The sequence below is a fragment of the Stenotrophomonas sp. 82F1 genome (genome assembly GCF_056861525.1).
Genome location: NZ_JBSPUD010000033.1, coordinates 1 through 26,276, shown reverse-complemented (window position 1 = coordinate 26,276; position 26,276 = coordinate 1). Strand labels below are relative to the sequence as shown.

General features: G+C 67.2%; 18 protein-coding genes and 1 pseudogene. 12 read left to right on the top strand and 7 right to left on the bottom strand.

The features are described 5' to 3' along the window. Positions 1 to 37: 37 nt before the first annotated feature. The 3 genes and pseudogenes from AC13GI_RS20755 to AC13GI_RS20745 form a co-directional block, all read left to right on the top strand. Positions 38 to 6,724, top strand: coding sequence for an Hpt domain-containing protein (locus AC13GI_RS20755; protein WP_482997235.1), 6,687 nt, complete (start codon positions 38 to 40; stop codon positions 6,722 to 6,724). Then, a complete protein-coding gene (locus AC13GI_RS20750; protein WP_099819104.1) occupies positions 6,711 to 8,042 on the top strand; it encodes a chemotaxis protein CheB in 1,332 nt (443 codons plus the stop codon). The genes AC13GI_RS20755 and AC13GI_RS20750 overlap by 14 nt, the downstream gene beginning before the upstream one ends. Further along, positions 8,039 to 8,512, top strand: a pseudogene (locus AC13GI_RS20745) (chemotaxis protein CheW); the annotation flags it as partial. The gene AC13GI_RS20750 and the pseudogene AC13GI_RS20745, both read left to right, overlap by 4 nt. Before the next feature lie 23 nt (positions 8,513 to 8,535). Here the strand turns inward: AC13GI_RS20745 and AC13GI_RS20740 are convergent. Continuing rightward, entirely contained in the window at positions 8,536 to 9,273 is a 738-nt protein-coding gene (locus tag AC13GI_RS20740) for a 16S rRNA (uracil(1498)-N(3))-methyltransferase (protein ID WP_099818843.1), read from the bottom strand. Further along, complete coding sequence (gene bioA / locus AC13GI_RS20735) at positions 9,264 to 10,655, bottom strand: adenosylmethionine--8-amino-7-oxononanoate transaminase (RefSeq protein ID WP_243379878.1); 1,392 nt, start codon at positions 10,653 to 10,655, stop codon at positions 9,264 to 9,266. The genes AC13GI_RS20740 and bioA overlap by 10 nt, the downstream gene beginning before the upstream one ends. Positions 10,656 to 10,732: 77 nt before the next feature. On the opposite strand from bioA, the gene nudE reads away from it, so the two are divergent. The 5 genes from nudE to AC13GI_RS20710 all read left to right on the top strand — a co-directional run bounded on the left by nudE (position 10,733) and on the right by AC13GI_RS20710 (position 13,699). Further along, positions 10,733 to 11,296, top strand: coding sequence for an ADP compounds hydrolase NudE (gene nudE, locus AC13GI_RS20730; protein ID WP_265953449.1), 564 nt, complete (start codon positions 10,733 to 10,735; stop codon positions 11,294 to 11,296). Then, positions 11,293 to 12,096 (top strand): 3'(2'),5'-bisphosphate nucleotidase CysQ, encoded by an 804-nt coding sequence (cysQ, locus tag AC13GI_RS20725; RefSeq protein WP_099818846.1) that lies wholly within the window; start codon positions 11,293 to 11,295, stop codon positions 12,094 to 12,096. The genes nudE and cysQ overlap by 4 nt, the downstream gene beginning before the upstream one ends. A gap of 14 nt (positions 12,097 to 12,110) precedes the next feature. Continuing rightward, positions 12,111 to 12,947, top strand: a complete 837-nt coding sequence (gene mazG, locus AC13GI_RS20720; RefSeq protein WP_099818847.1) for a nucleoside triphosphate pyrophosphohydrolase — start codon at positions 12,111 to 12,113, stop codon at positions 12,945 to 12,947. Then, on the top strand, positions 12,944 to 13,270 hold the full coding sequence (locus tag AC13GI_RS20715) for a YnfA family protein (protein WP_099818848.1): 327 nt from the start codon (positions 12,944 to 12,946) through the stop codon (positions 13,268 to 13,270). The genes mazG and AC13GI_RS20715 overlap by 4 nt, the downstream gene beginning before the upstream one ends. A 126-nt stretch (positions 13,271 to 13,396) precedes the next feature. Beyond that, positions 13,397 to 13,699: an Mpo1-like protein gene (locus AC13GI_RS20710; RefSeq protein ID WP_099819105.1), complete on the top strand. Its 303-nt coding sequence runs from the start codon at positions 13,397 to 13,399 to the stop codon at positions 13,697 to 13,699. Positions 13,700 to 13,732: 33 nt separating this feature from the next. Here AC13GI_RS20710 and AC13GI_RS20705 read toward each other — a convergent pair whose 3' ends face one another. The 5 genes from AC13GI_RS20705 to AC13GI_RS20685 are packed head-to-tail and all read right to left on the bottom strand — an operon-like array spanning position 13,733 to position 20,717. After that, the gene (locus tag AC13GI_RS20705; RefSeq protein WP_482997234.1) at positions 13,733 to 14,917 is read right to left on the bottom strand and encodes a GDSL-type esterase/lipase family protein; all 1,185 of its coding nucleotides are present in this window, start codon (positions 14,915 to 14,917) and stop codon (positions 13,733 to 13,735) included. 14 nt (positions 14,918 to 14,931) lie between these two features. Continuing rightward, entirely contained in the window at positions 14,932 to 15,684 is a 753-nt protein-coding gene (locus tag AC13GI_RS20700; protein WP_099818850.1) for an SDR family NAD(P)-dependent oxidoreductase, read from the bottom strand. Positions 15,685 to 15,730: 46 nt separating this feature from the next. After that, the gene (locus AC13GI_RS20695) at positions 15,731 to 17,035 is read right to left on the bottom strand and encodes an MFS transporter (protein ID WP_482997233.1); all 1,305 of its coding nucleotides are present in this window, start codon (positions 17,033 to 17,035) and stop codon (positions 15,731 to 15,733) included. Beyond that, positions 17,032 to 19,281, bottom strand: a complete 2,250-nt coding sequence (locus AC13GI_RS20690) for an oligoalginate lyase (protein ID WP_482997232.1) — start codon at positions 19,279 to 19,281, stop codon at positions 17,032 to 17,034. The genes AC13GI_RS20695 and AC13GI_RS20690 overlap by 4 nt, the downstream gene beginning before the upstream one ends. Then, the gene (locus AC13GI_RS20685; protein ID WP_482997231.1) at positions 19,278 to 20,717 is read right to left on the bottom strand and encodes a polysaccharide lyase 6 family protein; all 1,440 of its coding nucleotides are present in this window, start codon (positions 20,715 to 20,717) and stop codon (positions 19,278 to 19,280) included. The genes AC13GI_RS20690 and AC13GI_RS20685 overlap by 4 nt, the downstream gene beginning before the upstream one ends. A 243-nt stretch (positions 20,718 to 20,960) precedes the next feature. Between AC13GI_RS20685 and AC13GI_RS20680 the strand changes: the two genes are divergently transcribed. From AC13GI_RS20680 to AC13GI_RS20665, 4 genes are all read left to right on the top strand, one after another. Further along, positions 20,961 to 23,852 carry a TonB-dependent receptor gene (locus AC13GI_RS20680; RefSeq protein ID WP_099818854.1) on the top strand — a complete coding sequence of 964 codons (2,892 nt, stop codon included), beginning with the start codon at positions 20,961 to 20,963 and terminating at the stop codon, positions 23,850 to 23,852. Between the two features lie 102 nt (positions 23,853 to 23,954). Beyond that, positions 23,955 to 24,698 (top strand): FadR/GntR family transcriptional regulator, encoded by a 744-nt coding sequence (locus AC13GI_RS20675; RefSeq protein ID WP_099818855.1) that lies wholly within the window; start codon positions 23,955 to 23,957, stop codon positions 24,696 to 24,698. Positions 24,699 to 24,819: 121 nt separating this feature from the next. Next, positions 24,820 to 25,779 carry an SPFH domain-containing protein gene (locus AC13GI_RS20670; protein WP_025877782.1) on the top strand — a complete coding sequence of 320 codons (960 nt, stop codon included), beginning with the start codon at positions 24,820 to 24,822 and terminating at the stop codon, positions 25,777 to 25,779. 1 nt (position 25,780) lies between these two features. Then, complete coding sequence (locus AC13GI_RS20665) at positions 25,781 to 26,215, top strand: NfeD family protein (RefSeq protein WP_105164521.1); 435 nt, start codon at positions 25,781 to 25,783, stop codon at positions 26,213 to 26,215. Positions 26,216 to 26,276: the final 61 nt, after the last annotated feature.

Below are 26,276 nucleotides of genomic sequence, written 5' to 3'. Positions count from 1 at the left end.
CGCGCGACCGTCGCGCGGCGGCGACCGGAGCGCATCCATGAGCAGCCTGCGCGATGCGATGAGCCACGCGGCCCTGGGCTGGGTCAAGCCCGAGCTGGACGAGACCCTGCGCCTGGTGCGCAACGAGGTCGAGTACTTTGCCGAGGACCCGGGCGACAGCAGCCGCATGCGCATCTGCGCCGGCTACCTGCACCAGGTGCAGGGCACGCTGCGCATGGTTGAACTGTACGCCCCGGCGATGGTGGCCGAAGAGCTGGAACAGCTCGCCGTTGCCGTCGGCAAGGGCGAAGTGGCCGAGCGCGACGAGGCCTGCGCCACCCTGATGCGCGGCAGCGTGCTGCTGCCCGATTACCTGGAGCGCCTGCAGAACGGGCACCGTGACATTCCGATCGTGCTGCAGCCGCTGCTCAACGAGATCCGCGCCGCCCGTGGCGAAGCGCTGATCAACGACAGCGTGCTGTTCGCGTTCGCGCCCGATTCGGTGACCGCCACCGAAGCGGAACTGGACCACGCACGCGGCAGCCTCAGCGGCCGCAACCGCGAACTGCTGGACACCGTCGGCAATGCGGTCAAGGAAGAACTGCTGCAGGTCAAGGATGCCCTGGACCTGCACCTGCGTACCGACGGCGCGCCGCAACAGCTGCAGGAGCAGGTGACCAAGCTGGGCTCGGTGGCCGATACGCTGGGCATGCTCGGCCTGGGCGCCGCGCGCGGCGTGGTCGTGCAGCAGCGTGACGCGCTGCGCGGGGTTGTCGAAGGCCGCCAGCAGATCGACGAAGACATGCTGCTGGATATCGCCGGTGCGCTGCTTTATGTCGACGCGTCGCTGGACGACCAGGTCGCACACCTCGGCGCCAGCGGCAGTGGCCAGGATGATCCGAGCGCGGTGGAGAACCGGCGCACGGTGGAAGTGCTGGCACACGAGGCGATCGCCAATTTCGCCGCCGCCCGCGAGCATTTCGTCGCCTTCATTGAAACCAGCTGGAACCACGCCGAACTGCAGGATGTGCCGCGCCTGCTCGGCGATGTCTCCGGCGCATTGCGCATGCTCGACCTGGGCACCGCTGCCGACTACCTGCGCGGCGTGCAGCAGTACATCGAAGCCGAACTGATCGGCCGCCAGCGCGTGCCCAGTGGCCGCCAGCTGGACACCCTGGCCGATGCCATGGCCAGCCTGGAGTACTACCTGGAAGCCCTGCGTGACCGCCGTCCGGGTCGCGAGGACATCCTCGACATCACCCGCAGCAGCCTGGAAGCGCTGCGCTACTGGCCGCTGCCCGAGCGTGGCGTGGTCGCAGCCGAAGCCGATGCCGTGCAGCCGGTCGTACGCGAAGCCGTGGCCGTGCCGGCCGTGCCGCTGCAGATCGAACCGCTGGACGCCATCGTGCAGGCCGCCGCGCCGGCGCCGGGCGACATGCCCGTGCCGCTGCCCGATTTCACCTTCGATCCGCTGCCGGAGGCCCCGGCCGCCGACAACGGCCTGATGTTTGGATCGCTGGGTACGCCGGCTGTCCCTGCCGAACCGCGCGACACCCCGGCGCCCCTGTTGTTCGCGGCCTCCAGTGCACCTGCGCCGGAAGTGCCGCAGTGGGAGCTGGGTGGATTCGACGCGTCGGCGGATGCGGCTGCGGAACGCAGCGACGAGCGTGCGCCGACGTTCGACAGCTTTGATCCGGTCAGCTTCGATCCGGTGTCGGCCGAACAGTCCAACTCCGCTGCCTGGACGCTGTCCGGGATTCCGGAGCTGGAAGCGCGCGATACGCGTGTAGCCGCCATGGACGACAACGATGACGCCCTCCCGGCGACGTCGTTGCACGAAGCCTCGTTCGCTGCGCCGCTGGATGCGGTCGTTTCGCAGGCATTCGATCCGGTTGCCGCCGAGCAGGACGGCCAGCCGCCGCTGAACGACGATGTGGTGTTCCGTTTCGACAGCAACCTGTTGCACAACGCCGATGACGTGCTGTCGCTGGAGGCAATGGAAACGCTGTCGCTGGACGACGAACAGGAGTCGCCGGCGACACTGGAATTCATCGACGCAGTTGCGGCGCCGCAGGCCGACGATGGGCTGGCCGTTGCCGAACTGAGCGACGCCACCGCCGAGACCGAGGCTGAGGCTTACGTCGTACCTGCCGCTGATCTGCGCGCGACCGAAGACCTGCCTGCATCGACGGCTGCGCCGACCGTGGCGCTGGTCGATGTGGATACCATCGCGCCGATCGACTTCAGCGAGGCCGATGCGCAGTTCTTCGCAGAACTGAACGCCGCCGCCGCCGACTTCAATCCGCAGGCCACGCAGGCGACTGCCGGGTCGACCGGAACCGTGCCGGCGGCCGTGGCCGAAGGCGGGTTCGATGCGGGTTTCGACGATGATGCCGAGAATATCGACCAGGACATCCGCGAGGTGTTCCTGGAGGAATTCGACGACGAGCTCGGCAATCTCGGCACGCTGCTGCCGGCCTGGCGCATGCAGCCGGACAACATGGATCGGCTGCGGCCGATCCGGCGCATTTTCCACACACTGAAGGGCAGTGGCCGCCTGGTCGGCGCACGTACCCTGGGTGAGTTCGCGTGGAAGATCGAGGGCATGCTCAATCGCGTGCTCGATGGCACCCGTGCCGCCACGCCGGCGGTGCTGGCGATGGTCGATCACGCTTACACGGCACTGCCGCAGTTGAACGCGGCACTGCGCGATGGCCAGCGGGTCAGCGTCGACCTGCAGGCGATGCAGGCCATCGCCGATCGCGTGGCTGCAGGCGAAGAGACGTTCTACGTTGCGCTACCGGGCGCTGCTGTGCCGACGGTGGTGGCAGCGTCCGATGTTGTCGAGCCGCTGGGCAGCACCGAACCGGTTGTCGATGCACCGGCAGAGAGCGCCGTCGAAGTGGCGGGTACCCCGGCCAACATCGACAGCGTGCTGCGCGAGATCCTGGAGGCCGAGGTGGAACTCCACCAGGCCACCCTGCAGGGCTGGTTGCGCTCGGCGCAACAGGCACCGCAGCCGGTCAGCGATGCACTGCTGCGTGCGGTGCACACCATGAACGGCGCCTTCGCGATGACCGAAGTGCCGGAAATCACCGCCGTTACCGGCGGCGCCGAGTCGTACATCAAGCGCGCACTTGCCGCCGAGGTTGTGCCGGGTGATGACGCCGTGGCGGCCCTGGACGAGACCGCGCAGGCGATCAACGCGACCATGGACGCGCTGCAGGCCGAGCAGCCACGGATTGCGCCGCAGGCTGAACTGGCGCAGCGCCTGCAGGCGCTGGCCGGTGAACTGCCGGAAGCACGCTGGCCGATGGCCGGGCTGGACGTCGAGGATGAAGACGAAGACGACCAGCTGCTTTCGCTGGTCGCCGATGCCGATGCCGACGTGGTCGAGTCGCCCCATGGGCTTGAGATCGAGCCAGAAGCCGGACGTGATACCGACGTCGCCGACGCCGACGCGCTGGATGCAATGCAGGTCAGCGAGGACGCGTTGAGCGACGCGGGCCTCGAGTCCGCTGAGTTGACCGGCAGCGATGATCTGTCGCGCTACTTCGACGCAGGGTGGCCTTCGATGCCGGACGCCCCGGCGCCGGAATCGACGTTGGAAGTGGCTGCTTCCCCGCTCGTCGGCGCGGAGATCGATGCCGGCCCGGCAGTGCCAGCATCGGAAGACACCGCCCTGGAAGACACCGCGCTGACGGCGGTGGACGATCTGTCGCCGTATCTGGACGCCAGCGCGCTGCCGGTTGACGACCGCGACCTGGATGTCGCAAACGACCTGAATACGCCGCTGCCGTTCACACCTGAAACAGCGGTGGATGACGACGCTGCTGCAGTGCCACTCGACAGCGAGCTGTCCAGCCTGCAGGATGAAATGGCTGTGCCGGGCTTCGTAGACCCGGTCACGCTGGAAGCCGCGCTCGAGGCCGGCCTGCACGTGATCGACGAGGAGCAGGGCCAGGACGAAGACGGGCAATGGCCCGTGCTCGGCCTGCAGGCCAGCGAACTCGCGCCTGGCGAGGCGGAAGCCTTTGCCGAGGATGCGGACGTCGGCGGGGAGGCGGCGGTCGGTGAAGGAGAGAGCGCCGACCAGCCGTCCCCGGCGACGGTGGAAGACGTCGAGTCCACGGACTCGACGCAGGACGCCATTTCGCCCTCGCGTTTCTTCGAACTGGAAGATGCTCCGGGCCAGGCCGCCGTAGCGGACAGCGGCATGATCGTGGTGCCGATCGTGGCTGAGGCTGAGGCTGCGGCGACCAATGCCGAACCTGTCGCCATCGACAGCGCCGATGCGGTGGTGCCGGCGGACACTGCTCTGCTCGACGCCCAGACCGAATCCGAGACCGAATCCGAATCCGAATCCGAGACCGAAGACAGCGCCGACCTGCTCGACTTCAGCGTCTATGACCGCGAGCTGGTCGACATCTTCGTCGAGGAAGGCAAGGACCTGCTGGATCATTGCGATGGACTGATCAGCGAACTGCGCGAAGCGCCGCAGGATCGCGAAGCCCTGGCCGGCCTGCAGCGCGATCTGCATACGCTGAAGGGCGGTGCGCGCATGGCGGGCATCAATGCCATCGGCGATCTCGGCCACAGCATCGAATCGTTGCTGGAGGCCGTCGCTGGCGGGCGCACCGAGATCGAACGTCGTGACGTGCAGTTGCTGGAACGCGGTTTTGACCGTCTGCACCAGCTGCTGACCCGCACTGGCGAACACCGCGTTGTCGAGCCGGCACAGGATCTGCTCGATGCCTTTGAAGCACGGACCACGACCGACATCGCCGCCGCTGCCAGCGCAGCTGCAGCCGCTGCTGCCACCGAGGCGGAGCAGACTCCGCAGGTCACTCCGGCCGTGGCCGTGGTCGATGCGCCGCTGTCGGCACCGTTGCCCGTGGAAGGCTCCACCGAAGAAGACCCGCTGGCCCGTCCGCAGCAGGAACAGGTGCGTGTGCGCGCCGACCTGCTTGACCGCCTGGTCAACCACGCCGGCGAAGTGGCGATCTACCGTTCGCGCCTGGAACAGCAGCTCGGTGCCTTCCGCGGCGCGATGGGCGAGCTGGAACGCACCAACGCGCGTCTGCGCGACCAGCTGCGTCGCCTGGACCTGGAAACCGAGGCGCAGATCGTTGCCCGCTACCAGCGCGAGCAGGACCAGGCCGACCACAAGTTCGATCCGCTGGAACTGGACCGTTTCTCCACCCTGCAGCAGCTCAGCCGCGCGCTGAACGAGTCCGCCGCCGATCTGGGTGGCCTGCAGGGCGTGCTGGACGATCTGTCGCGCCAGTACGATTCGCTCCTGCAGCAGCAGTCGCGTGTCAGTTCGGAACTGCAGGACGGCCTGATGCGCGCGCGCATGGTGCCGTTCGACGGCCTGGTGCCGCGCCTGCGCCGGGTGGTCCGCCAGGCCGGCATGGACACCGGCAAGCAGGTCCATCTGACCCTGGAAGGCACCCACGGCGAACTCGACCGCAACGTGCTCGATCGCATGGTCGCGCCGCTGGAGCACATGCTGCGCAACTCGGTTGCCCATGGCCTGGAAGCACCGGAACAACGTCGTGCCGCCGGCAAGCCGGAAGAAGGCGAAATCGCCATCCGCCTGCACCGTGAAGGCTCGGAAATCGTGCTGGACGTGGCCGACGACGGCGCGGGCCTGGATCGTGAGGCGATCCGCCGTCGCGCCATCGAACGCGGCCTGTTGCCTGCCGATGCGCAGCCGAGCGAGCAGGAGCTGGACAACCTGATCTTCGCGTCGGGCTTCTCCACCGCCGACCAGGTCAGCCAGCTGGCGGGCCGTGGCGTCGGCATGGACGTGGTCGGCAACGAAGTGCGCCAGCTCGGTGGCTCGGTCGACATCCAGTCGGTGCGTGGCCAGGGCGTGCGTTTCACCCTGCGCCTGCCGCAGACGCTGGCGGTCACCCAGGCAGTGTTCGTGCAGATCGGCGAAACCACCTTCGCAGTACCGGTGGCGTCGGTCAGTGGCATTGGACGGCTGTCGCACGAACGCTTCGAAGCGGCCGACAGCAGCTACCGCTACGGCGGCGAAGACTATCCGCTGTACGACCTCGGCAGTCTGGTCGGCCAGGCCCCGGCGCGCGCCGATGGCCAGGCCCAGGTGCCCTTGTTGCTGGTCCGCGCGGGCGACCTGCGCGCCGCCGTTGCGATCGATCAGGTGCTGGGCAACCGCGAAGTCGTGGTCAAGCCGGTGGGCCTGCAGATCGCCTCGGTACCGGGTATCTACGGTGCCACCATCACCGGCGATGGTCGCGTGGTGGTGATCCTGGACGTGGCCCCGCTGGTGCGCCGCTTCCTGGCCAACCCGACCGCGCCGGTGCTGGTCAATGCACCCCGCCAGGAACGGCAGGTGCCGTTGGTGATGGTGGTGGACGATTCGCTGACCATGCGCAAGGTCACCGGCCGCATCCTGGAGCGTCACAACTTCGAGGTGAGCGTCGCCCGCGATGGCGTCGAAGCTCTGGAGCAACTGGAAGAGCGCGTGCCGGACCTGATGCTGCTGGACATCGAAATGCCGCGGATGGACGGCTACGAGCTGGCTACCGCAATGCGTGCCGACCCGCGCTACAAGGACGTGCCGATCGTGATGATCACCTCGCGCAGCGGCGACAAGCACCGCCAGCGCGCCTTCGAAATCGGTGTGCAGCGCTACCTGGGCAAGCCTTACCAGGAGCTGGACCTGATGCGTAACGTGTACGACTTGCTGGGGATTGCCCGTGTCCGTGAGTGACCTCGATCCGGTTCCGGCCGTAGCCCTGCTGGCCCGTCCGGGTGCGGCGCGTGAGCGCCTGCGCGAGGCGTTGGCCCATGCCGACGTGCAGATCGTGCTGGAAGACGATCCCATCACGCTGGAACCGCAGGCGCTGCAGGATGCACGCCCGCAGTTCGTGGTGATCGCGCTGGAAGCGGCCATTGAAGATGCGCTGGAGCGCCTGGAACCGGCGCTGTCGGCACCCGGGTTGACGCTGGTGTTCGACGAGGCTGAACTGGCCGCGCGTCGCGATGGGTGGGAAGCGCAGCGCTGGGGCCGTCACCTGGCCGCCAAGCTGCACGGCCACCAGCAGGTGCTGCCGCCGGGTGCCGAGGACGAACCGGCATTGCAGCTTGAGCCGGGCCGGCCGTCGACGCCGCCGGTGCCGAAGGAAACCGCGCTGCAGCCGCACCTGGAGCAGGCCCGTTCGTGGGCCGACGACGTGCCGGCGGATGGCCTCTATTCGCCGCCAGCCCATCTGCATGAGCCGATCACGCTGGAGCAGGCACTGGCGGCGCTGCAGCCGGTGCTGGCGGAGGCGGCGACGCCCGTTGATGCAGCGCCTGCACCGCCGCCGGTGCCGGTCGCTCCCCCGACGGTATTCACCGATCACACCGCCTGGTCGCTGGTCGACGAGGCCAGCGACGCGCCGGCAGAGCCGCGTGCTGCTGCGACGGTCGCGGCGCCGGAACCGGCGTTCGACACCGAGCATCTGTCACTGGTCGACCTGGACGCCGCCGCACCCGCAGGCAGCCGCGCCGGTGCGCTGCTGGTACTGGCCGGTATCGGCGGTCCCGATGCGTTGCGCCGCCTGCTCGCGGCACTGCCCAGCGGGCTGGCCGTGCCGGTGCTGGTGCACATGCGCCTGGATGGCGGCCGCTATGGCAACCTGGTCAAGCAGATGGCGCGCGTATCGCCGCTGCCGGTGCAGTTGGCCGAAGCCGGCCAGCGCGCCACCGCGGGTGAAGTACACGTGCTGGCCGATGACATCGGCGTGCATGCCGCCGCCGATGGCCTGTATTTCCAGAGCGAAGCGCAGGGCATCTCGATTGCCACGCTGTCGGCCGAGCACAGCGCGCTGGTGCTGCTGAGTGGTGCCGATCTGGCCCATGTCGGCCCGGCGTTGGACCTCGCCGCCGCCGGCGCCTGGGTAGCCGGGCAGGTGGGCGAAGGCTGCTACGACCCGGCTGCGGCAACGGCCGTGGTCGCTGCCGGCATGGTGGCCGGTGAACCGCAGGAACTGGCGCAGGTGATCGCCGCGCGCTGGGGCCTGGATGACGACGGAGATGCCGCATGAGCTACGCCAGCAATGATGAGATCCGTGGCGTCCTGATCTCGGCCGGTGCCGAACGGGTCCTGCTGCCCAATGCCACCGTGGCCGAGATGATGTCGCGGGTGCCGGTGCAGGCAATCGCCGATGCTCCGCGCTGGCTGGTGGGTGAGATCGGCTGGCACGGCTGGCAGGTGCCCCTGGTGTCGTTCGCGCGACTCTCCGGGTTGGGCGAAGAGACGGTGGCCGGCCACAACAAGGTGGTGGTGCTCAAGACCCTCAGCGGCAACCCGGAGCGCCCGTATTACGCGCTGCTGACGCAGAGCTTCCCGCAGCTGATCTCGGTACCGCGCGATGGCCTGCTGGCCGACGCATCCGAGGAAACCCTGCCCGACATCGTGCACATGCGCGTGCTGCTGGGCGAACAGAGCGCCCTGTTGCCGAACCTCGACGCACTGGAAGCTGCGCTGGATTCGCTGACGGCCTGCCCGGCGAGCGCAGCGGCCACCGGACCGGAGCCTTACCCCAGATCGCCCAGCCGTGCCTGCAATGCCGCGATCGCGGCCAGGCCTGCGGTTTCCGTGCGCAGGATGCGTGGGCCCAACTGCAGGCCCTGGAAGCCTGCGGCCGCCAACTGCTCACGGTCACGCGGCGACCAGCCACCTTCCGGGCCGATCGCGATCACCACGCCGCCGGCTGGCGCCGCCTGCAGTGTCGACAGCCGGTGCGCTCCCAACGGGTCCAGGGTCAACCGCAACGTGTCGGCGGGCAGTGCCGCGCTGGCCTGTGCCAGCGACTGCGGCGGCCCTACCTGCGGAATGCGCGCACGTCCGGATTGCCCGCAGGCCGACTGCACCACGTTGTTCCAGTGCGCCACGCGTTTCTCCGCGCGTGCTGCATCCAGCTTCACCTCGGTACGTTCCGCGTTCACCGGCACGATGGCGCTCACCCCCAGCTCGGTGGCCTTCTGCAGGATCAGGTCCATCTTCTCGCCGCGAGCGATGCCCTGCAGCAGGGTGATCGTCAGCGGCGATTCGTTGCCGATCGGCTGCACCTGATCGATGCGCACCTGCACTTCGCGCTTGCCGGCCAGCGTCAGCGTCGCGGTGTAGTCGTGGCCATCGCCGTTGAACAGCACGCAGGTGTCACCCTCGCGCAGGCGCATCACCCGCACCAGGTGGTTGGCCGTCTCTTCCGGCAGGGTCACGGTCTGGCCGCTGTGCAGCGCCAGGTCGATGGGGCAGCGGGTCACGCGCATGCAATCGCCTCGTCGATGGCTGCCAGCGTCGTATGTGCCAGCAGCTCCAGTTGTTCGTCGTCCACGCAGTACGGTGGCATCCAGTACAGCACGTTGCCCAGCGGGCGCAGCACCACACCGCGTTTCAGCGCGGCCTTGTAGGCGTGCAGCCCCAGCTTCAGCGCCGGATCGAAGGGCGTGCGCTTGTCGCCGTTGCGGGTCAGTTCGAAGGCCACCACCATCCCGGCCTGGCGCACATCGGTCACGTGTGGATGGTCGGCGAACGGTGCGGCCAGGGTGCCCATCACCGAGGCGATGCCGCGGTTGCGGGCGATCACATCGTCGTCGCGGAAAATGTCCAGCGTGGCCAGCGCCGCCGCACAGGCCAGCGGGTTGCCGGTGTAGCTGTGCGAATGCAGGAAGGCGCGTTCCCGCGAATCATCAAGGAAGGCGTCGTACAGCGCCTGCGTGGCCAGCACCGCAGCCAAGGGCAGGAAACCGCCGGTCAGGCCCTTGGACAGGCACAGCAGATCAGGCATCACCCCGGCCTGCTCGCAGGCGAACATGGTGCCGGTGCGGCCGAAGCCGGTGGCGATCTCGTCGGCAATCAGGAAGGCGCCATGGGCATCGCACAGTTCACGCACGCGCTGCAGATAGGCCGGATCGTGCATGCGCATGCCACCGGCGCACTGCAGCCGTGGTTCCAGGATCACCGCGCAGATCTCGCCCGGATGCTGGTCGAACAGCGTGGCCAGGCCATCGGCGGCCTGGCGAGCGCGGTCGGCTGCACTCTGCCCGGGCTCGGCCAGGTAGGCGTCGGGCGAGGGCGCGAACAGGCCCTCGGCCAGCAACGGCGCATAGACGCGGCGATACAGCGGGATGTCGGCCAGTGCGAGGGCACCCAGCGTCTCGCCGTGGTAGCCGTTCTCCAGCGAGATGAAGCGCGTGCGCCGGTTCTCACCGCGGTTCTGGAAATACTGGAAGGCCATCTTCAGCGCCACTTCGACGCCGGCCGAGCCGTTGTCGGCGTAGAACACCTTGGCCAGCGGCGCGCGGCCGGGCTGGCGCGGCGCCAGGGCCAACAGGCGTTCAGCCAGGGTGATCGCCGGTTCATGGCCGAAGCCGGCCAGCATGACCTGTTCCAGCTGCCCGGCCTGGGCGGCGATGGCACCGCCGATGCGCGGCTCGGCATGGCCGAACAGGTTGGTCCACCAGCTGCTGACGGCGTCCAGGTAGCGGTTGCCGTCGTGATCGATCAGCCAGGCGCCTTCGCCGCGGGCGATCGGCACCAGCGGCAACGTGTGCGGATGCTCGCGCATCTGCGTGCACGGGTGCCATAGGACCTGGAGGTCGCGTTGCCGCCAGTGCTGGACCAGCGGAGAGGGGGTTGGGTCTGCTAGCATTTCGGGCTCATGAACATGTTGCTGCCTGCACATTCTATCGGCCTCGGCGCATGCGCCGGCTGCCACGGAGATTCCGCGTGAACGATGACCGCGCAAGGCGTCCTCTGCCGATCATCCATCGGATCACCGACGAGGAGAACGGGCCCTTCCAGCGCCAGCACCTGGACCTGGAGTTCTCCAATGGCGAACGCCGCCGCTTCGAGCGCCTGGTCAGCCGTGGCCATGGCGCAGTGGTGGTGGTGCCGATGCTTGATGATGAAACCGTGCTGCTGGTGCGTGAATACGCGGCCGGCATGCATCGCTACGAGCTTGGCCTGGTCAAGGGCCGGATCGATGCCGGCGAAACGCCGGAGCAGGCCGCCGACCGTGAGCTGAAGGAAGAGGCCGGTTATGGCGCACGGCGGGTCGACGTGCTGCGCGCGATGACCCTGGCGCCGACCTACATGAGCCATCAATCCTGGCTGGTGGTCGCACGCGACCTGTACCCGGAGAAGCTGGCCGGAGACGAGCCGGAGGAGCTGGAAGTGGTGCCGTGGAAGCTGGCCGATCTGGACCAGCTGATGCTGCGCGAGGACTTTTCCGAAGGGCGTTCGCTGGCGGCGCTGTTCATCGCCCGCCAGTGGCTGCAGGGAGCACGATGATCAAGCTGACCACGGAACTGCGCGAGACCGCGATCGCCATCGCCCAGGAAGCCGGGCAGGCCATCATGCAGGTCTACAGCAACGGTTTCGATGTGACACTCAAGGACGACGACAGCCCGGTCACCGCTGCCGATCTCGCTGCCGACCGGGTGATCCAGCAGGGGCTGCGCCAGCTGACCCCGGACCTGCCGATCCTGTCGGAGGAGTCGCCGCTGGTGCCGTGGGAACAGCGTCAGCACTGGGGCGCGTACTGGCTGGTCGATCCACTCGATGGCACCCGTGATTTCGTCAAGCGCAATGGCGAGTTCAGCGTCAACATCGCGCTGATCTACCAGGGCGCGCCGGCTTTCGGCGTGGTCCAGTCGCCGGTCACCGGCATTGTCTGGCACGCGATGCGCGGCGAGCTGGCGTATCGCCGGCAGGGCGTGCATGACACCGTGCTGCGTACCCGTACACCCGCGACTGCGCCGCTGCGGGTCGCCGCCAGCCGTTCGCATCGTTCAGCCGAGACGAATGCGTTGCTGGCCCGGATGGGCGACATCGAGACCGTGGTGCAGGGCTCTTCGCTGAAGTTCTGCCGGATCGCCGAAGGTGGCCTGGATGTCTATCCGCGGCTGGGCCCGACCTCCGAATGGGATACCGCTGCCGGCCAGTGCGTGCTGCACGCGGCCGGTGGTGCGGTGCTCTCGGTCGGCACCGGCAAGCCGTTCCGCTACAACCGCAGGCCGACGCTGTTGAACGGCGAGTTCATGGCGCTGGGCGATACCAGCCTGCCGTGGCGGGACTGGTTGTCCGATTGATCCTGGAGAAACGCATGAGCACGCACGACACCCCTGCCACCGGCGACGCCAGCGCGGAGCTGCAGCGCCTGCTGGCTATCATGGCGCGCCTGCGCGACCCACAGGGCGGTTGCCCCTGGGACCTGGAGCAGGACTTCGCCACCATCGCGCCCTATACGATCGAAGAAGCCTATGAAGTGGCCGATGCGATCGATCGAGGCGACCTCGACGACCTCTGCGATGAACTGGGTGACCTGCTGCTGCAGGTCGTGTTCCATGCGCGCATGGCCGAAGAGCAGGGCGCGTTCGCCTTCGCCGAGGTGGCGCGCGCGATCAGCGACAAGATGCAGCGGCGGCACCCGCATGTGTTCGCCGATGTCAGCGTCGATGATGCCGAGGGCGTCACGCGCAACTGGGACGCGATCAAGCGTGCCGAGCGTGCTGCCAAGGGCGAGCAGGACAGCTCGGCGCTGGCCGGGATCTCCCGCGGCTTGCCGGAATGGCAGCGGGCGGTGAAGCTGCAGTCGCGCGCGGCCAAGGTCGGCTTCGACTGGCCCGGTCCGCTGCCGGTGCTGGACAAGGCGGCCGAGGAGCTGCAGGAACTGCGCGAGGAGTTCGAGCGCGGCGATATCGCCGGCAACAAGGCGCGCCTGCAGGAGGAACTGGGTGACCTGCTGTTTGTCTGCGCCAACCTGGCGCGGCATGCGGACATCGATCTGGGTGCCGCGCTGCGTGGGGCCAACCACAAGTTCGAACGTCGCTTCCGTTCGATGGAGGCGCAGGCCGAGGCACAAGGCGATTCGCTGGCTGCACTCGATCTGGATGCACAGGAAGCGCTCTGGCAGCACGCCAAGGCTACGGAAAAGGCGTGAAAACGCTGGGTCTGTTCCTGCTGACCGCGCTGGCCGAGATTGTCGGCTGTTACCTGCCCTGGCTGTGGCTGCGCAAGGGCGGCAGCATCTGGCTGCTGCTGCCGGCGGCGGCCAGCCTGGCGTTGTTCGCCTGGCTGCTGACCCTGCACCCGACCGCCAGCGGCCGCGTTTACGCCGCGTATGGTGGCGTGTACATCGGCACGGCGCTGTTCTGGTTGTGGCTGGTCGACGGCATCCGTCCCAGCCGCTGGGACCTGCTGGGTGCTGCGCTCTGCCTGGCCGGCATGGCCGTGATCATGTTCGGGCCGCGGCAGCCGGTCTAATGGCCGCGTCTCCTTTCCTGTAGAGCCGAGCCATGCTCGGCTGCTCTTGTCCGGCGTGGCCGAGTAGGCTCGACTCCACGCAGCAAAGGCGCATGATGGAGCCGGTCATCGCCCCGGAGCATGAGCATGTCCCGCTTCGCCAGTTTCCGCGAGTTCTACCCGTTCTATCTCAGCGAGCACCGCAACACGATATCGCGACGCCTGCATTTCATCGGCAGCTGCGGCGTGCTGCTGCTGGTCGCCAGCGCCGTGCTGCGTGGGCAGCCGCCGCTGCTGTTGGCAGCACTGGCCTGCGGCTACGGCTTTGCCTGGGTCGGCCACTTCTTCTTCGAGAAGAACCGCCCTGCAACCTTCCGCCATCCGCTGTATTCCTTCATCGGTGACTGGTTGATGTTCGCCGACATCCTGCGGGGCAGGGTGAAATGGTGATGTCACCCGGAGAGCCGGCCTGCACCGGACGACTCAACGCGCGTTGCAGCCCAGCATCGCCAGGTCGATCGAGTCGGCCATGCGCCGGTAGCCCTCGTCGTTCGGGTGCAGATGATCGCGGGTGATGTCCGCCGGCAATGACTCCGGCTGTTCCGGATCACGCAGCGCCGCATCGAAATCCACCACGCCATCGAAGCCGGTGTCCTTGCCACGCGCCCACTGGTTGATCGCGGTGCGGGTGGCGGCCGATGCCGGTTCGTAGCGCTCCGAATCGCCGAAGGGCGTCAGTGTGCCGAGATGGGCGCGGATGCCATGCGCGTGCAGCCGTGCTGCCACCTGGCGGTAGCCCAGCAGCATGTCCGCCGCGCTGCGCCCCGGCAGCGGCTGTGCACCGCCACCGTGGCGGATGTCATTGATGCCTTCGAACAGGATCACCTGGTCGGCGTCGGCCACCGCGATCACGTCGCGATCCAGCCGCGACAGCGCGCTGTGGCTGCGGCCATGGTCCAGCAGCTTGTTGCCGCTGATGCCCTGGTTGAGCACCACGAAGCGGTCCGGGCAGGCCTGCTGCAGACGCTGGCCCAACCGCTCGGGCCATTGGTTGAACGAGCCACGCGAGGCCGTCGCGCCCTCGGTGATGGAATCACCCAGGGCCACGATCACCTGCGGCCGATCCGCGCGCTGCACCAGCACGGCCGAGAACACATTCTGCTGGTAACCCATGCGCACGCTGTCGGCCACCGCATCCGGCTTGCCGTCGGCCACCCGCACCACGGTGCGGCGCACCGCAGGGCGGGTGGGCTGCGGGAAGTACGCGGTCACGCTGATCTCCTGCAGGGCGGCGACCTGCAATGGCAACGCATCACTCAGCAGCGCGGCACCCACTGGTACGTCGATGGACGCGCGTCCATCGACGGTGACCGGCAGCGCTGTCGCCCTGCCATCCTTCAGGCGTACCCGCACCGCTTCCACATGCAGCGGCGTGGTGCCCAGCTCGTTGCTGATGCGCAGCCGCAGCGCATCGCCCTTGCTGCCCAGGCGCATGTCCTGGCGCACGGTCTGCGCGGCGAACTGTACCGGCGCATCGGCGCTGCCATCCTTGCGGTCAGGTGCGGGCGAAGCGGTCCAGGCGGTGACCCAGACCGGTGCGGCCAGCGCCACGGGGGCGGCCACGGCGCTGCCGATGGCCAGGGAAAGCACGGTGATCCAGCGCTGCATGGGCTTCGGTCCGGTCAGGAGAAGTAGGTGCCGCCGTTGACGTCCAGATTGACGCCGGTGACGAACGCTGCCGCGTCCGACGCCAGGTACACCGCCGCATCGGCCGCTTCGTCCGGCTGGCCCTGGCGACGCAGCGGCGTCGCGCCGGCCACCGCCGTGCGCACTTCCGGCTTGGTGAATTCATCATGGAAGCGAGTGGCGATCATGCCGCAGCACAGCGCATTCACGCGGATGCCCTTCGGCCCCAGCTCCTTGGCCATGGCCCGGGTGAAGGTCATCACGCCGGCCTTGGCGGTGGCGTAGATCGCCGCGCCAGGGCCACCGCCATCGCGACCGGCCTGCGAGGCGAAGTTCACGATCGCCGCACCTTCGCCCATGTGCGGTACCACGGCGTGGGTGGTCAGGTAGGTGGAGGTCAGGTTGAGGTCGATGACCTTGTGGAAGAACGCCGGGTCGATGTCGGCCAGCGGACGACGCTCGACCATGCCGCCGGCCACGTTCACCAGTACGTCGATGCGCTGGCCGAATGCCGCCTGGGTTGCTGCGACCAGGCCGGCCACCGCGGCCGGATCGGTGACGTCGGCGCGATGGGCGATGGCCTGGCCACCGGCCGCCTTGATCAGCGCCAGCGTTTCCTGCGCGCTGGCTTCGTCGTTGGCGTAGTTGAGGCAGACGCGTGCACCGGCCGCAGCCAGCTTGATCGAGACGGCACGGCCGATATCACGGCCACCACCGGTGACGATGGCCACCTTGTCCTGGAACGACATGCGGGAAACTCCTTGGTTTGCGGGGGAATACGAGGGAAAGGGGGGCTCAACCGTCGTTGTGGTCGAGCTTGTGGATCGGTCCGGTCCACCACCACAGCGCCACCAGTGACAGCGGCACCAGTGCGGCGACGAGGATGAAGATCGGTGCATAGGAATGGCGGGTCAGCACCGGCACCAGCCAGGTGGTGATCAGGGTGCCGGCCACGGCGGCCAGGCCGCCGAGACCGGCCAGCGTGCCGACCGAGCGGCCGTCGAACAGATCGCCGGGCAGGGTCTGGATGTTGCCGATGGCAATCTGGAAACCGAACAGCACCGCAGCGATTGCCAGCACCGCAAACAGCGGCTGGTTGGCCAGTACCGCACCGAGCAGAGCCGGTGCCATGATCACGCAGCCCAGCGAAATCGAAAGTTTGCGTGCGCGGTCCACGCCATGGCCGGCATTGATCAGCCGCCCCGACAGCCAGCCGCCGCTGAGGCTGCCCAGCATGGCGCCGACGAACGGCACCCAGGCGAACAGGCCGATCTGCTTGATGTCGAAGCCGAAGGTCTCGGCCAGATAGATCGGCAGCCACGATACGAACAGCCACCAGATCGGATCCAGCAGGAAACGGCAGGCCAACATGCCCCAGCTCTGCCGGTGGGCCAGCAGCGATCGCACGCTGACCTTGGGCGCATCCGCGCGCTGCTGGCCGGCCTGGTCTTCCATGATCAGGCGTCGCTCGGCGTCACTCACCCACGGGTGCTTGTCCGGGCCGGCGCGATAGACGAACAGCCACGGCAGCAGCCACAGGAAGCCAAGCGCACCGACCAGCACGAAGGTGCCGCGCCAGCCCAGCCACAGGTACAGGCCGGCGATGGCCGGCGCCGAAACGATGGCGCCGATGGACGCACCTGCGTTGAAGATGCCCTGTGCGAGGGCGCGCTCACGCGCGGGGAACCATTCGGCGTTGGCTTTCACCGCACCGGGCCAGGCGCCGGCTTCGCTGACGCCCAGCATCGCCCGCACTACGCTGAAGGACAGCATGGAGTGGGTGACCGAATGCAGCGCGATCGAGATCGACCACACACTGATCGACAACGCGAACCCCAGTCGCGTCCCGATCATGTCGAACAGGCGCCCGAACAGGAACTGGCCAGCGGCGTAGAACAGCATGAACACCGTTACCAGCAGCGCGTAGTCGTCCTTGGTCGCGCCGACCTCCTTGGCGATCTCCGGCCACATCACCGCCAGCGCATTGCGGTCGATGTAGTTGATCACCGTGGCCACCGCGATCAGGCCGACGATCAGCCAGCGCACGGCCGAGCGTACCGGCACCTTGCGGAGCGTGGCCACGGCCGAGGGGCCGTTCATCGCGCGTCACCCTTGCTGCGGTCCATGCGCGCATGGCTGCCACTCCAGCGGTAGGCATGGCCATCCACCGTCACGCTGTGTTCGCCCTTCGCATCGCTGTCGTCGGCCACGCCCAGTGCGATGCGTGCGCCGCTGGCCAGGCGCAGTTCCAGCACCTCGGCATCCTTGCCGCGCGTGCGGACGATCTGCTTGATGCGGCTGTCGGCGCCGTGCACGTACTCGGCGGTGCCGTTGTACTCGCCATGCGGCTCCAGCACGCTGAAGAAGGTCACGTCCTTCTGTCCTTCCACGCGCTGCAGCAGTGCGGGTTCGCGGCGCAGGTTGAATTCCGGATCGTTGGCACCGCTTTCCACCAGCAACGCCTGCGATGGTGCGCTGCTGCCGAAGCGGTAGGTGTAGAAGCGTCCGTCGAGCAGCCACGCCAGCGTGCGCGGCTCACTGCCGGCCTTGCTGCGTGCGTCCAGCCACAAGTGCTGGTAGCCGTTGTCGCCGCCGAGCACCGGGCGCTGGGTGGGGAAATGCTCGGCCTCGAAACCGGTGGTGACGATATGGCCGTTGAAGTGCAGCGGCAGGTCGTAACGCGCGGCCTTTTCGCCGTGCACCTGCAGCAGGTCCAGCACCACCGGCAGGCCCAGTTCGGGGTGGCGCAGCAATGCCTGGGTGCGGGTGAAAACCACGCCCGGGTAAGCATCGCGCATCGTCGCCGAAGCGATCTGGGTATCTGCGTCGGCCTGGAAGAAGCGCACCTGCGGGGCGAGTTCCTCGCCGCGCTTCCAGTCGCCCTTGAAGTGGCTCTGCTCGTTCACCACCAGGGTGTTGTGGGCCACGGTCTGCTTGGCCCAGCTGCGGTTCTCGGCCAGGTAGATGCCACCACGCTTGGCTTCCACGTTGAGGAAGCGTGCTGCGCCGTAGTCGGTCACCACGGCATTGCCGTTGTCGTAGAACAACCAGTTGAGCTTGTCGAAGTGGCCGTGGCCCATGCCCTGCATGGTGTCCTTCTGCACCAGCGCCTGGCCGCGTTCGCCGCCCATGCGCAGGATCGCCAGACCGCCGCGTTCACCGTCCGGGCCATCGCGCAGCAGCATCGGCCGGTAGTCGAACGGTTTGGCCTTGTTGGCGGCCAATGCCTGCGCCACCTGCAGGCCTTCCGGTGACAGCAGCAGGCGTTTCTGCTGCTGCGCGACCGACAGCAGGCGATCATCGCCGGCCTGCGCATAGGCGATGCCGATGCCCGCCACCAGCTCCTCGGTGTCGATGCCCTTGTCCAGGATCGCATCGTTGATCGGGAAGAACAGGCCGTCGTAGCTGGTCTGCACCAGCACGTCCACCGCCTTCAGCAGCACGCCGTCGCGGCGCGCGAAGATCTTCCGCTGCGGCTCGTTGCGCTCGATCGCGTTGGCGAACAGCAGGAACGGCGCCAGCGCATAGCGCTGGTAGTACGGGCCTTCCTCGTAATAACCATCGGGCGAGAACAGCAGGTCGATCTGCCGCAGGAAACCGAACTGGTCATCCTTGCGGCTGCCGCGCAGCGATTTCTCCACCAGCTCCGGATCGCGCAGCACGTAGCCGGTCATGCCGGTGGCGGCCACCGCCCAGGTCGCGTGGTTGTGGATCTGGTCGTAGTTCTTCGGCTCGCTGGCCAGGAACTCGGCCATCGGCCGGAACACCTGCGATTCGATGGTCTGCCGATCCTGCGGCGACAGCGCATCGCGGATCGCGTCGTAGCCCTGGATGGCGTTGACCAGCCAGACCGAATCGTTGAGCACCTGCCAGAACACCCGGCCGGGAATCTGCCCGCGTCCTTCCGGGTGCGGGCCGAGGGTCGGGTAGAGCTTGGCGTACTGCAGCAGCATGTCGCGCGAATAGGTGACATAAGCCTTGTCGCCGGTCAGCCGGTACAGGGTGCCGGCGGCCAGCAGTGCCTGGTAGTTACGCTTGTGCTGCTCATGGGTGCGACCGCCACCCTTGTCCTTCGGCACCGGCACGTCGATGCCGGCCTTCATCATCTTCTGCAGCGATTTCTGCGTACGCGCCTGCTCCTTGGCGAACCACGGATAGCGACTGCCCTCGCTGGCCATCTGCTGCCACTGCGCAGCAGTTACCAGTACCGGCGCGGTATCGCCTTGTCGCGCAGCTGCGGCAGGTGCCGCGTGCAGCGGCGCCGTCGGCATCAGGGCGAAGGGAGCGGCCAAGGCAAGGGCGAGCGCCAGGCGGTGGGAACACAGGGACAGCGGCTGCAACCTCATCGATCAACTCCGGTGCTGGTGCGTGACAGGGCAACCTCGCCCACCTTGGGATACCAGTCCACCCCCGTCTGTTCGCGCGGGGTCATCGCCAGCGCCGGATCGGCGCCGATGGTGGGCAGCGGCGTTGCCGGCACCCACAGGCCGCTGGCGGCCTGCTGCAGGGCGATGCTGGCGCTGCTCACCCCGCCGGGGAATACGCTGCTGGCCTGTGGCGACTGCACGTTGTTGCTGAAGGCGATGCCCGCCAGCGAGCTGGCTGCATTCGGCGGGTTCTTGCTGGTGCGGTTGACGATCAGGTTGCCGCTGAAGTGGCTGCTGCTGGCGGCAACCACGATCCCCTTTGCTTCGTCATGGCCCACGCCGAAGCTGATCTTCGCCACGTCGACAAACGTGTTGCGGCTGATGGTCGCGTTGACCACCGGCGCATAGCCGGACAGTGGCGGATTGGCCTGTGCATCCATCACCGCCAGCGCCGACCGGTTGCTGGAGCCGGCCAGCCGTTCGAAGTAGTTGTTGCTGACGGTCTGGTCGGCATTGATGATGCGCACGCCACCGGTGCCGGCCTTGTCGTCGCCGAGGAAGAGGTTGTCGACCACCCGGTTGCCGTTGCCATGGCGCAGGGTCAGCGCGCCGGCCGAACGATAGAACACGTTGCCGCGGAAGGTATTGCCGCCGGACTTGTTGGAGACGATCTCGGTCTCGCCATCGCAGCCCTCGAACCAGTTGTTCTCCACCGTGCTGTTGGAAGCGCTCAGCGAAGTGTCGCTGGTGCCGACGCGGATCGTCTCTCCGCCATTGACGCCCAGCGCTGGCCGCGGGCCGAACCAGTTGTGGTCGATGCGGTGCTGGTTGTCCAGGCCTTGGGTGGCGTCGCGCACCACCACCACCGTCGGACCGGCGTTGGTCTTGCCACGCAGCTGGCTGTGGTCGAGGCGGTTGTTGCTGCCGTACAGCGACACCCAGTAGTCCTGGTCGCTGCCATCGGGGTTGCTGTAGTCGTCGATGACCAGCCCGGTGACGCGGCTGTGGCTGGCCACCGCCTTGCTCGACTCGCGGAAGGCCACCACCGCGTCGCCCGGGGTGTAGCCGTTGCGGAACACCAGGTTGAAGACCTGCAGGTGGCTGCCGGCCAGACGCAGGTCCGACGCCCCGCTGAGGATCACCTTGCCCGGCGTCTGCGCGCGCAGCACGATCGGCGCGGCGGCCGTGCCCTGGCCCTTCAGCAGCAGGCGCGCGTCGGTCCAGGTGCCATCGGCCAGCACGATCTCATCACCAGGCTGCAGCGCGGCAGCGGCGGTGGCGAACGCGCCGACGTCGTGTACGAGCCAGCTGGCAGCTGTTGCCGGCGAACTGGTCAGGCATGTTGCCAGTCCAATTGCCAGGCAATATCCAGGTGCAGGTTTCGAAAGGCGTTGCGAAGTCGATTGAATGCGCATGAAGTCCTTCCAGAGACGGCGAAGCCGCGGTTTCAGAGTGGGTGTGCATACCACTTGTTGGGTGTGTTGTAAGCCACGTTGCGCGCAAAGTCATGCTGCATCAGCACATGAAATGGCGGGCAACCGGTCTGAATCAAAGGTATTACGAAAAATCCAGTCCAGTTGGTTGACATTTCTGTGTCGGCGTGTCGAAGCTGCGTCCCACGCCTACCGTCCGGGCGATCCTTTGGGAGGAGGAAAACCATGCGGCAACCTGCCGGAGCTGTACGTCGTACACCGTTGTCACCCACACCGCTGATCGTGGCACTGCTCGCTGCGCTGGCCGCTTCGCCGGCCGTACAGGCGCAGTCTGCCGCTACCGGTTCGGGGCAGGACGCCACCACCCTGGACCAGGTCCAGGTCACCGGCATCCGCGAGTCGATGCAGAGTTCGATCAACAAGAAACGCGACGACACGGTGATCGCCGATGTGTTGTCGGCCGATGACATCGGCGACCTGCCCGCGCCGTCGCTGGCCGATGCGATCGAAACGCTGACCGGTGCCGCCTCCACCCGCGACAAGACCGGCGCGTCGGAAATCTCGATCCGTGGCCTTGGCGCCTTCCTCAGCAGTACCAACTTCAATGGCCGCGAGATCACCAACGGCAGCGGCGACCGCTCGGTGAACTTCAACATGTTCCCGGCCGAGCTGATCAACACGGTGGCGATCTACAAGACCCAGCGCGCCGACATCATCGAAGGTGGTGTCGCCGGCACCATCGGGCTGGAAACGGTCAAGCCGCTGGAGTACGGCAAGCGCTCGGCGCAGATCGACCTGCGTGGCAGCTGGGCCGAGTATGACAAGAAGTACCGCGACGACGATGGCATCGGCTATCGCGGTACCGCCAGCTACATCGACCAGTTCGAATTCGGCAACGGCCAGAAGCTCGGTATCTCGCTGGGCATCCAGCGGCTGGAGGGCACCGATCCGGAGGAGAGCATTACCAGCGGCTCCACCTGGTATGCCTGCGACGGCAGGCAGAATGTGGCCAATGCCAACTGCAGTGAAGTCAGCGCCCAGGCCATCGCCAACGGTGCCCCGTATTACCTGGTGCCCAGCAGCCGCATCTATCGCATGAAGCAGGAACGCAATGATCGCCAGAGCGAGTTCGCGGCGCTCCAGTGGCGGCCCAACGACGTGGTCGAGGTCAACCTCGATTTCGAGCATACCGAGCGCAACTGGGACGAGAACCGCAGCGACCTGAGCCTGTCCAACGCGCGTCGCGGCATCACCCAGCGTGACGTGGACGAGGACGGCATCGTCCGCCACCTGCATGGCAGCACCTCCATCGATTCGACCTCCAACCGCTATTGGCGTGGCGAGGAGTACACCGGTGGCGGCCTCAACCTGATCCTGCGCCCGAGCCCGGCCTGGGAGCTGTCCACCGATCTTTCCTATTCGCATACCAACCGCCTGGACAGCGAGCGCATGACCCGGCTGCGCGCCAACCAGCGCGACGTCAACAACGCCATCGTGCCGGGCATCAGCAGCGGCGCCACCGGCTATGTCGACTACGACTGGGACTGGCATGGCGAGGTGCCGAGCGTCGCGCTGGCGCCGAACTTCGATCCCAACAACTGGGATGCCTACACCGGCGCAGCGCGGGTCACCTCCAGCGCTACCGAGAACGACCACAAGATCAAGGCTGGCCGCTTCGATGCCAGCTTCATGCCCGAGTCCGGTTTCTTCACCCGCGTCAAGGGTGGCGTGCGCGCCAGCCAAGCCGACTATCGCCTGCGCGACAACACCCTGGTGACCGACTACGACCAGCGCGTTGCGGCAGACAAGGCGAAGATCATTGCCGCCAACCGTGCCTGCCGTGCACCGTTCCCGCAGGATGACTTCATGGATGCGGCCAGCGGCAACACGATCTCCTCGTGGGCGTACTTCGATCCGAGCTGCCTCTACGAGTCCTTCCGCGGCACCAGCGACAGCGGCCTGGACCCGGATTTCCAGGATCCGAACAACGTCGATGTGACCGAGAAAACCCGCGCGCTGTACCTGATGGGCGAGTTCAGCAGCACGCTGTTCGGGCTGCCGGTCACCGGCAATGTCGGCCTGCGCTGGGTCAAGACCGATGTGCGCTCGGAAGGTGTGCGCACCGACCTGGCGATCATCGACAACGGCGACGGCACGATCCGCCTGCAGCCCACGGGTGATTTCACCACCCAGGTGTTCAAGTCGGGCAACGACAAGCTGCTGCCAAGCGTGAATGCCGCCTTCGAGCTGAAGCCGGACCTGCTGCTGCGGGTGGGCGCGTATCGTGCGATGTCACGCCCGGATATCGCCGCACTCGGTGCCGGCCGCACCATCAATGTCAGCAGCGATGCCACCTATACCGGCCTGGCCGACGCGCTGGACGACATCAGTGCCAGCGGCAATCCGGCCGCACAGCCGTTGATGTCCTGGAACGGTGATGTCTCGCTGGAGTGGTATGCGAACCCGGACACGCTGCTGGCCGGTGCGGTGTACTGGAAGCAGTTCAACGGCGGCACCGCCACCGCGCTGGTGCCGGAAACCTACACCATCAACGGACAGACGGTGACCGTGCCGGTGCGCCAGCAGGTGACCACCGATGAGGACAGCACCCTGACCGGTATCGAGCTGAGTGCCACGCACCGGTTCTCGTACCTGCCCAAGCCGTTCGATGGCCTCGGCTTCAAGGTCAGCTACAACTATGCCGACGCCGACTACCAGACCCAGGATTCGCGGTTGGGCGAGCAGTTGGCCGCCGACGGATCGATCATCCCGGCCATCGTGCCGCCGGCCGGCCTGAGCGGATTCTCGCGGCACGTGCTGTCCGGTTCGATCTATTGGGACGTGGGCCGCTTCAACATCCAGGCCATCGGCAAGTTCCGTTCGCACTATTACCAGGACTTCACCGGCAACACGGCGCAGCAGAACCGCTATTACGATGACAACACCAGCGTCGACCTGCGCCTGCGCTACCGGGTGAACAAGCAGCTGTCGCTGTCGCTGGAACTGATGAACCTGACCAACGAGCCACGCGTGGCATACCAGCCGCTTTACGGGAATTTCCGCGAGGTGGTGAGCTACGGGCGGCGTGCGTATTTCGGTGTACGATACAAGTTCTGAACAGGGCGGCGCGGCCAATGGTCGCGCCGTCGCTCCAACCGGACCCGCACCGTGCCCGGTGGCCGGGGACGGGCCCGGAGGGAACCGCCAAGGGTCAGCCGCATGTCCGCCAACCGTCTTTACCAGACCATCGCCGCCAAGCTCCGCAAGCTGATCGAAGATGGCGAATATCCGTCGGGTTCGCGCCTGCCGGGAGAACGTGAACTTGCCGAACGCTTCGGCGTCAGCCGGGTCACCATCCGCGAGGCGGAAATCGCCCTGGAAGCGCAGGGCTGGATCGCGATCCGTATCGGCTCGGGTGTCTATGTGAAGCCGCGCCCGGCACAGGCTGCCGGCGGGCTGCCCGATATCAGCGCCTTCGACCTGACCGCTGCGCGTGCCGTGTTCGAGGCAGAAGCCGCCGCGCTGGCGGCAAGCAATATCGATGAGGCCGGCATCGCCGAGCTGCAGGTGCTGGCCGAAGCACTGTGCCGGCGTGACCTCAGCGATGAAGAGGCCGGCGACTACGATCGCCGCTTCCATCTGACCATCGCCCGCCTGTCGGGCAATCCGGTGGTCGAGTATTTCGTGCAGCAGATCTGGCGCATGCGCAGTGAGCTGCCGCGGGTGACCGAGGTCTATGCCCGGGTGTGCCATGACGATGGTGCCAGCCGCGCCGACGAGCACATGGCGATCTTCGAAGGTCTGCGCGCGCGCGATCCGGTCGCGGCACGCAATGCGATGCGGCATCACTTCCAGCGCCTGTTCGAGGCGATGCTGGAGGCGACCGAAAGCCAGGCGCTGGCCGAGATCCGCCGGCAGACCCAGCAGGACCGCGAGCGCTTCCTGGCCACGACCCGGATCTGACCGGGCCCATGCTGTAGAGCCGGGCCACGCTCGGCTGCTTTGCGCTGGAACCTCCCGCACCCGCACTGCCAGCATCCGCGCGCTATGCTGGGCTCCGGACGTCTCCCATAAGGAAAGCGCGATGTTCCCGACCATGTTCTTCAGTGCGGTACTGGCCTTCGTGGCCGTGGTCATCCTGTTCAAGGCGGTACGGATGGTGCCGCAGGGGTATGAATGGACCGTCGAACGGTTCGGCCGTTACACCCACACGATGTCGCCCGGCCTGCACTTCCTGATCCCGATCGTCTACGGGGTGGGTCGCAAGGTGAACATGATGGAACAGGTGCTGGACGTGCCCGGACAGGAAGTGATCACCAAGGACAACGCTGCGGTGCGCGTCGACGGCGTGGTGTTCTTCCAGGTACTGGACGCGGCCAAGGCGGCCTACGAGGTGTCCGTGCTGGAAGTGGCGATGATCGCCCTGGTGCAGACCAACATCCGTACCGTGATCGGCTCGATGGACCTGGATGAATCACTCAGCCAGCGCGAGGTGATCAACGCCAAGCTGCTCAGCGTGGTCGACCATGCAACCAATCCGTGGGGCGTGAAGGTCAACCGCATCGAAATCCGCGACATCCAGCCGCCGCGCGACCTGCTCGATGCGATGGCACGGCAGATGAAGGCCGAGCGTGAGAAGCGCGCGCAGATCCTGGAGGCGGAAGGTTCGCGCCAGTCCGAGATCCTGCGTGCCGAAGGCGAGAAGCAGGCCACGGTGCTGGAAGCGGAGGGGCGGCGCGAGGCCGCATTCCGCGACGCTGAAGCACGCGAGCGCCTGGCCGAAGCCGAAGCCAAGGCGACCCAGGTGGTGTCGGCGGCGATCGCCGACGGCGACGTCCAGGCCATCAACTACTTCATCGCACAGAAGTATGTGGAAGCGTTCAAGGAACTGGCCACGTCGCCGAACCAGAAGCTGGTGCTGATGCCGATGGAGGCCAGCGGCGTGATCGGGTCGATCGCCGGCGTGGCCGAGCTTGCCAAGCAGGCCCTGTCCAACCAGGAAACCCGGCCGCCGGCGAAGCGGCCGCCGCCGATTGGAGGATGACATGCGCTGGGAAGTCGTTGCCTGGGGTGCGCTGGCATTGTTGCTGTTCGCCGCCGAAGCGCTGGCGCCCGGCGCGTTCATGCTGTGGATCGGTATCGGTGCGGCGGCGGTGTTCGCGCTGGTAGCGGTGTTCGCCGATATTCCGGTGCTGTGGCAGGTGGTCGCCTTCGTGGTGCTGAGCGTGCTGTCGATCCAGTGCTACCGGCACTGGGGCAAGCCGCGTGCGCGGCAGAGCGACGCGCCGCTGCTCAACCGCCGCGCAGAACAACTGGTCGGGCGGGTGGTGCCATTGCAGCAGGCCATCGTCGGCGGGCAGGGCCGGGTCAGCATCGACGATGCGTCGTGGCAGGTGAGTGGGCCGGAACTGCCGGCCGGCACGCTGGTGCGGGTGGTGGCGGTGCAGGGCAGTGCGCTGGTGGTCGAGGCGGTCGCCTAGGTTTCCAGCCAACGGCGCAGCCCCTCGTGGGTGGTCGCTGAAAGCAGATGCTGGGTTGGGT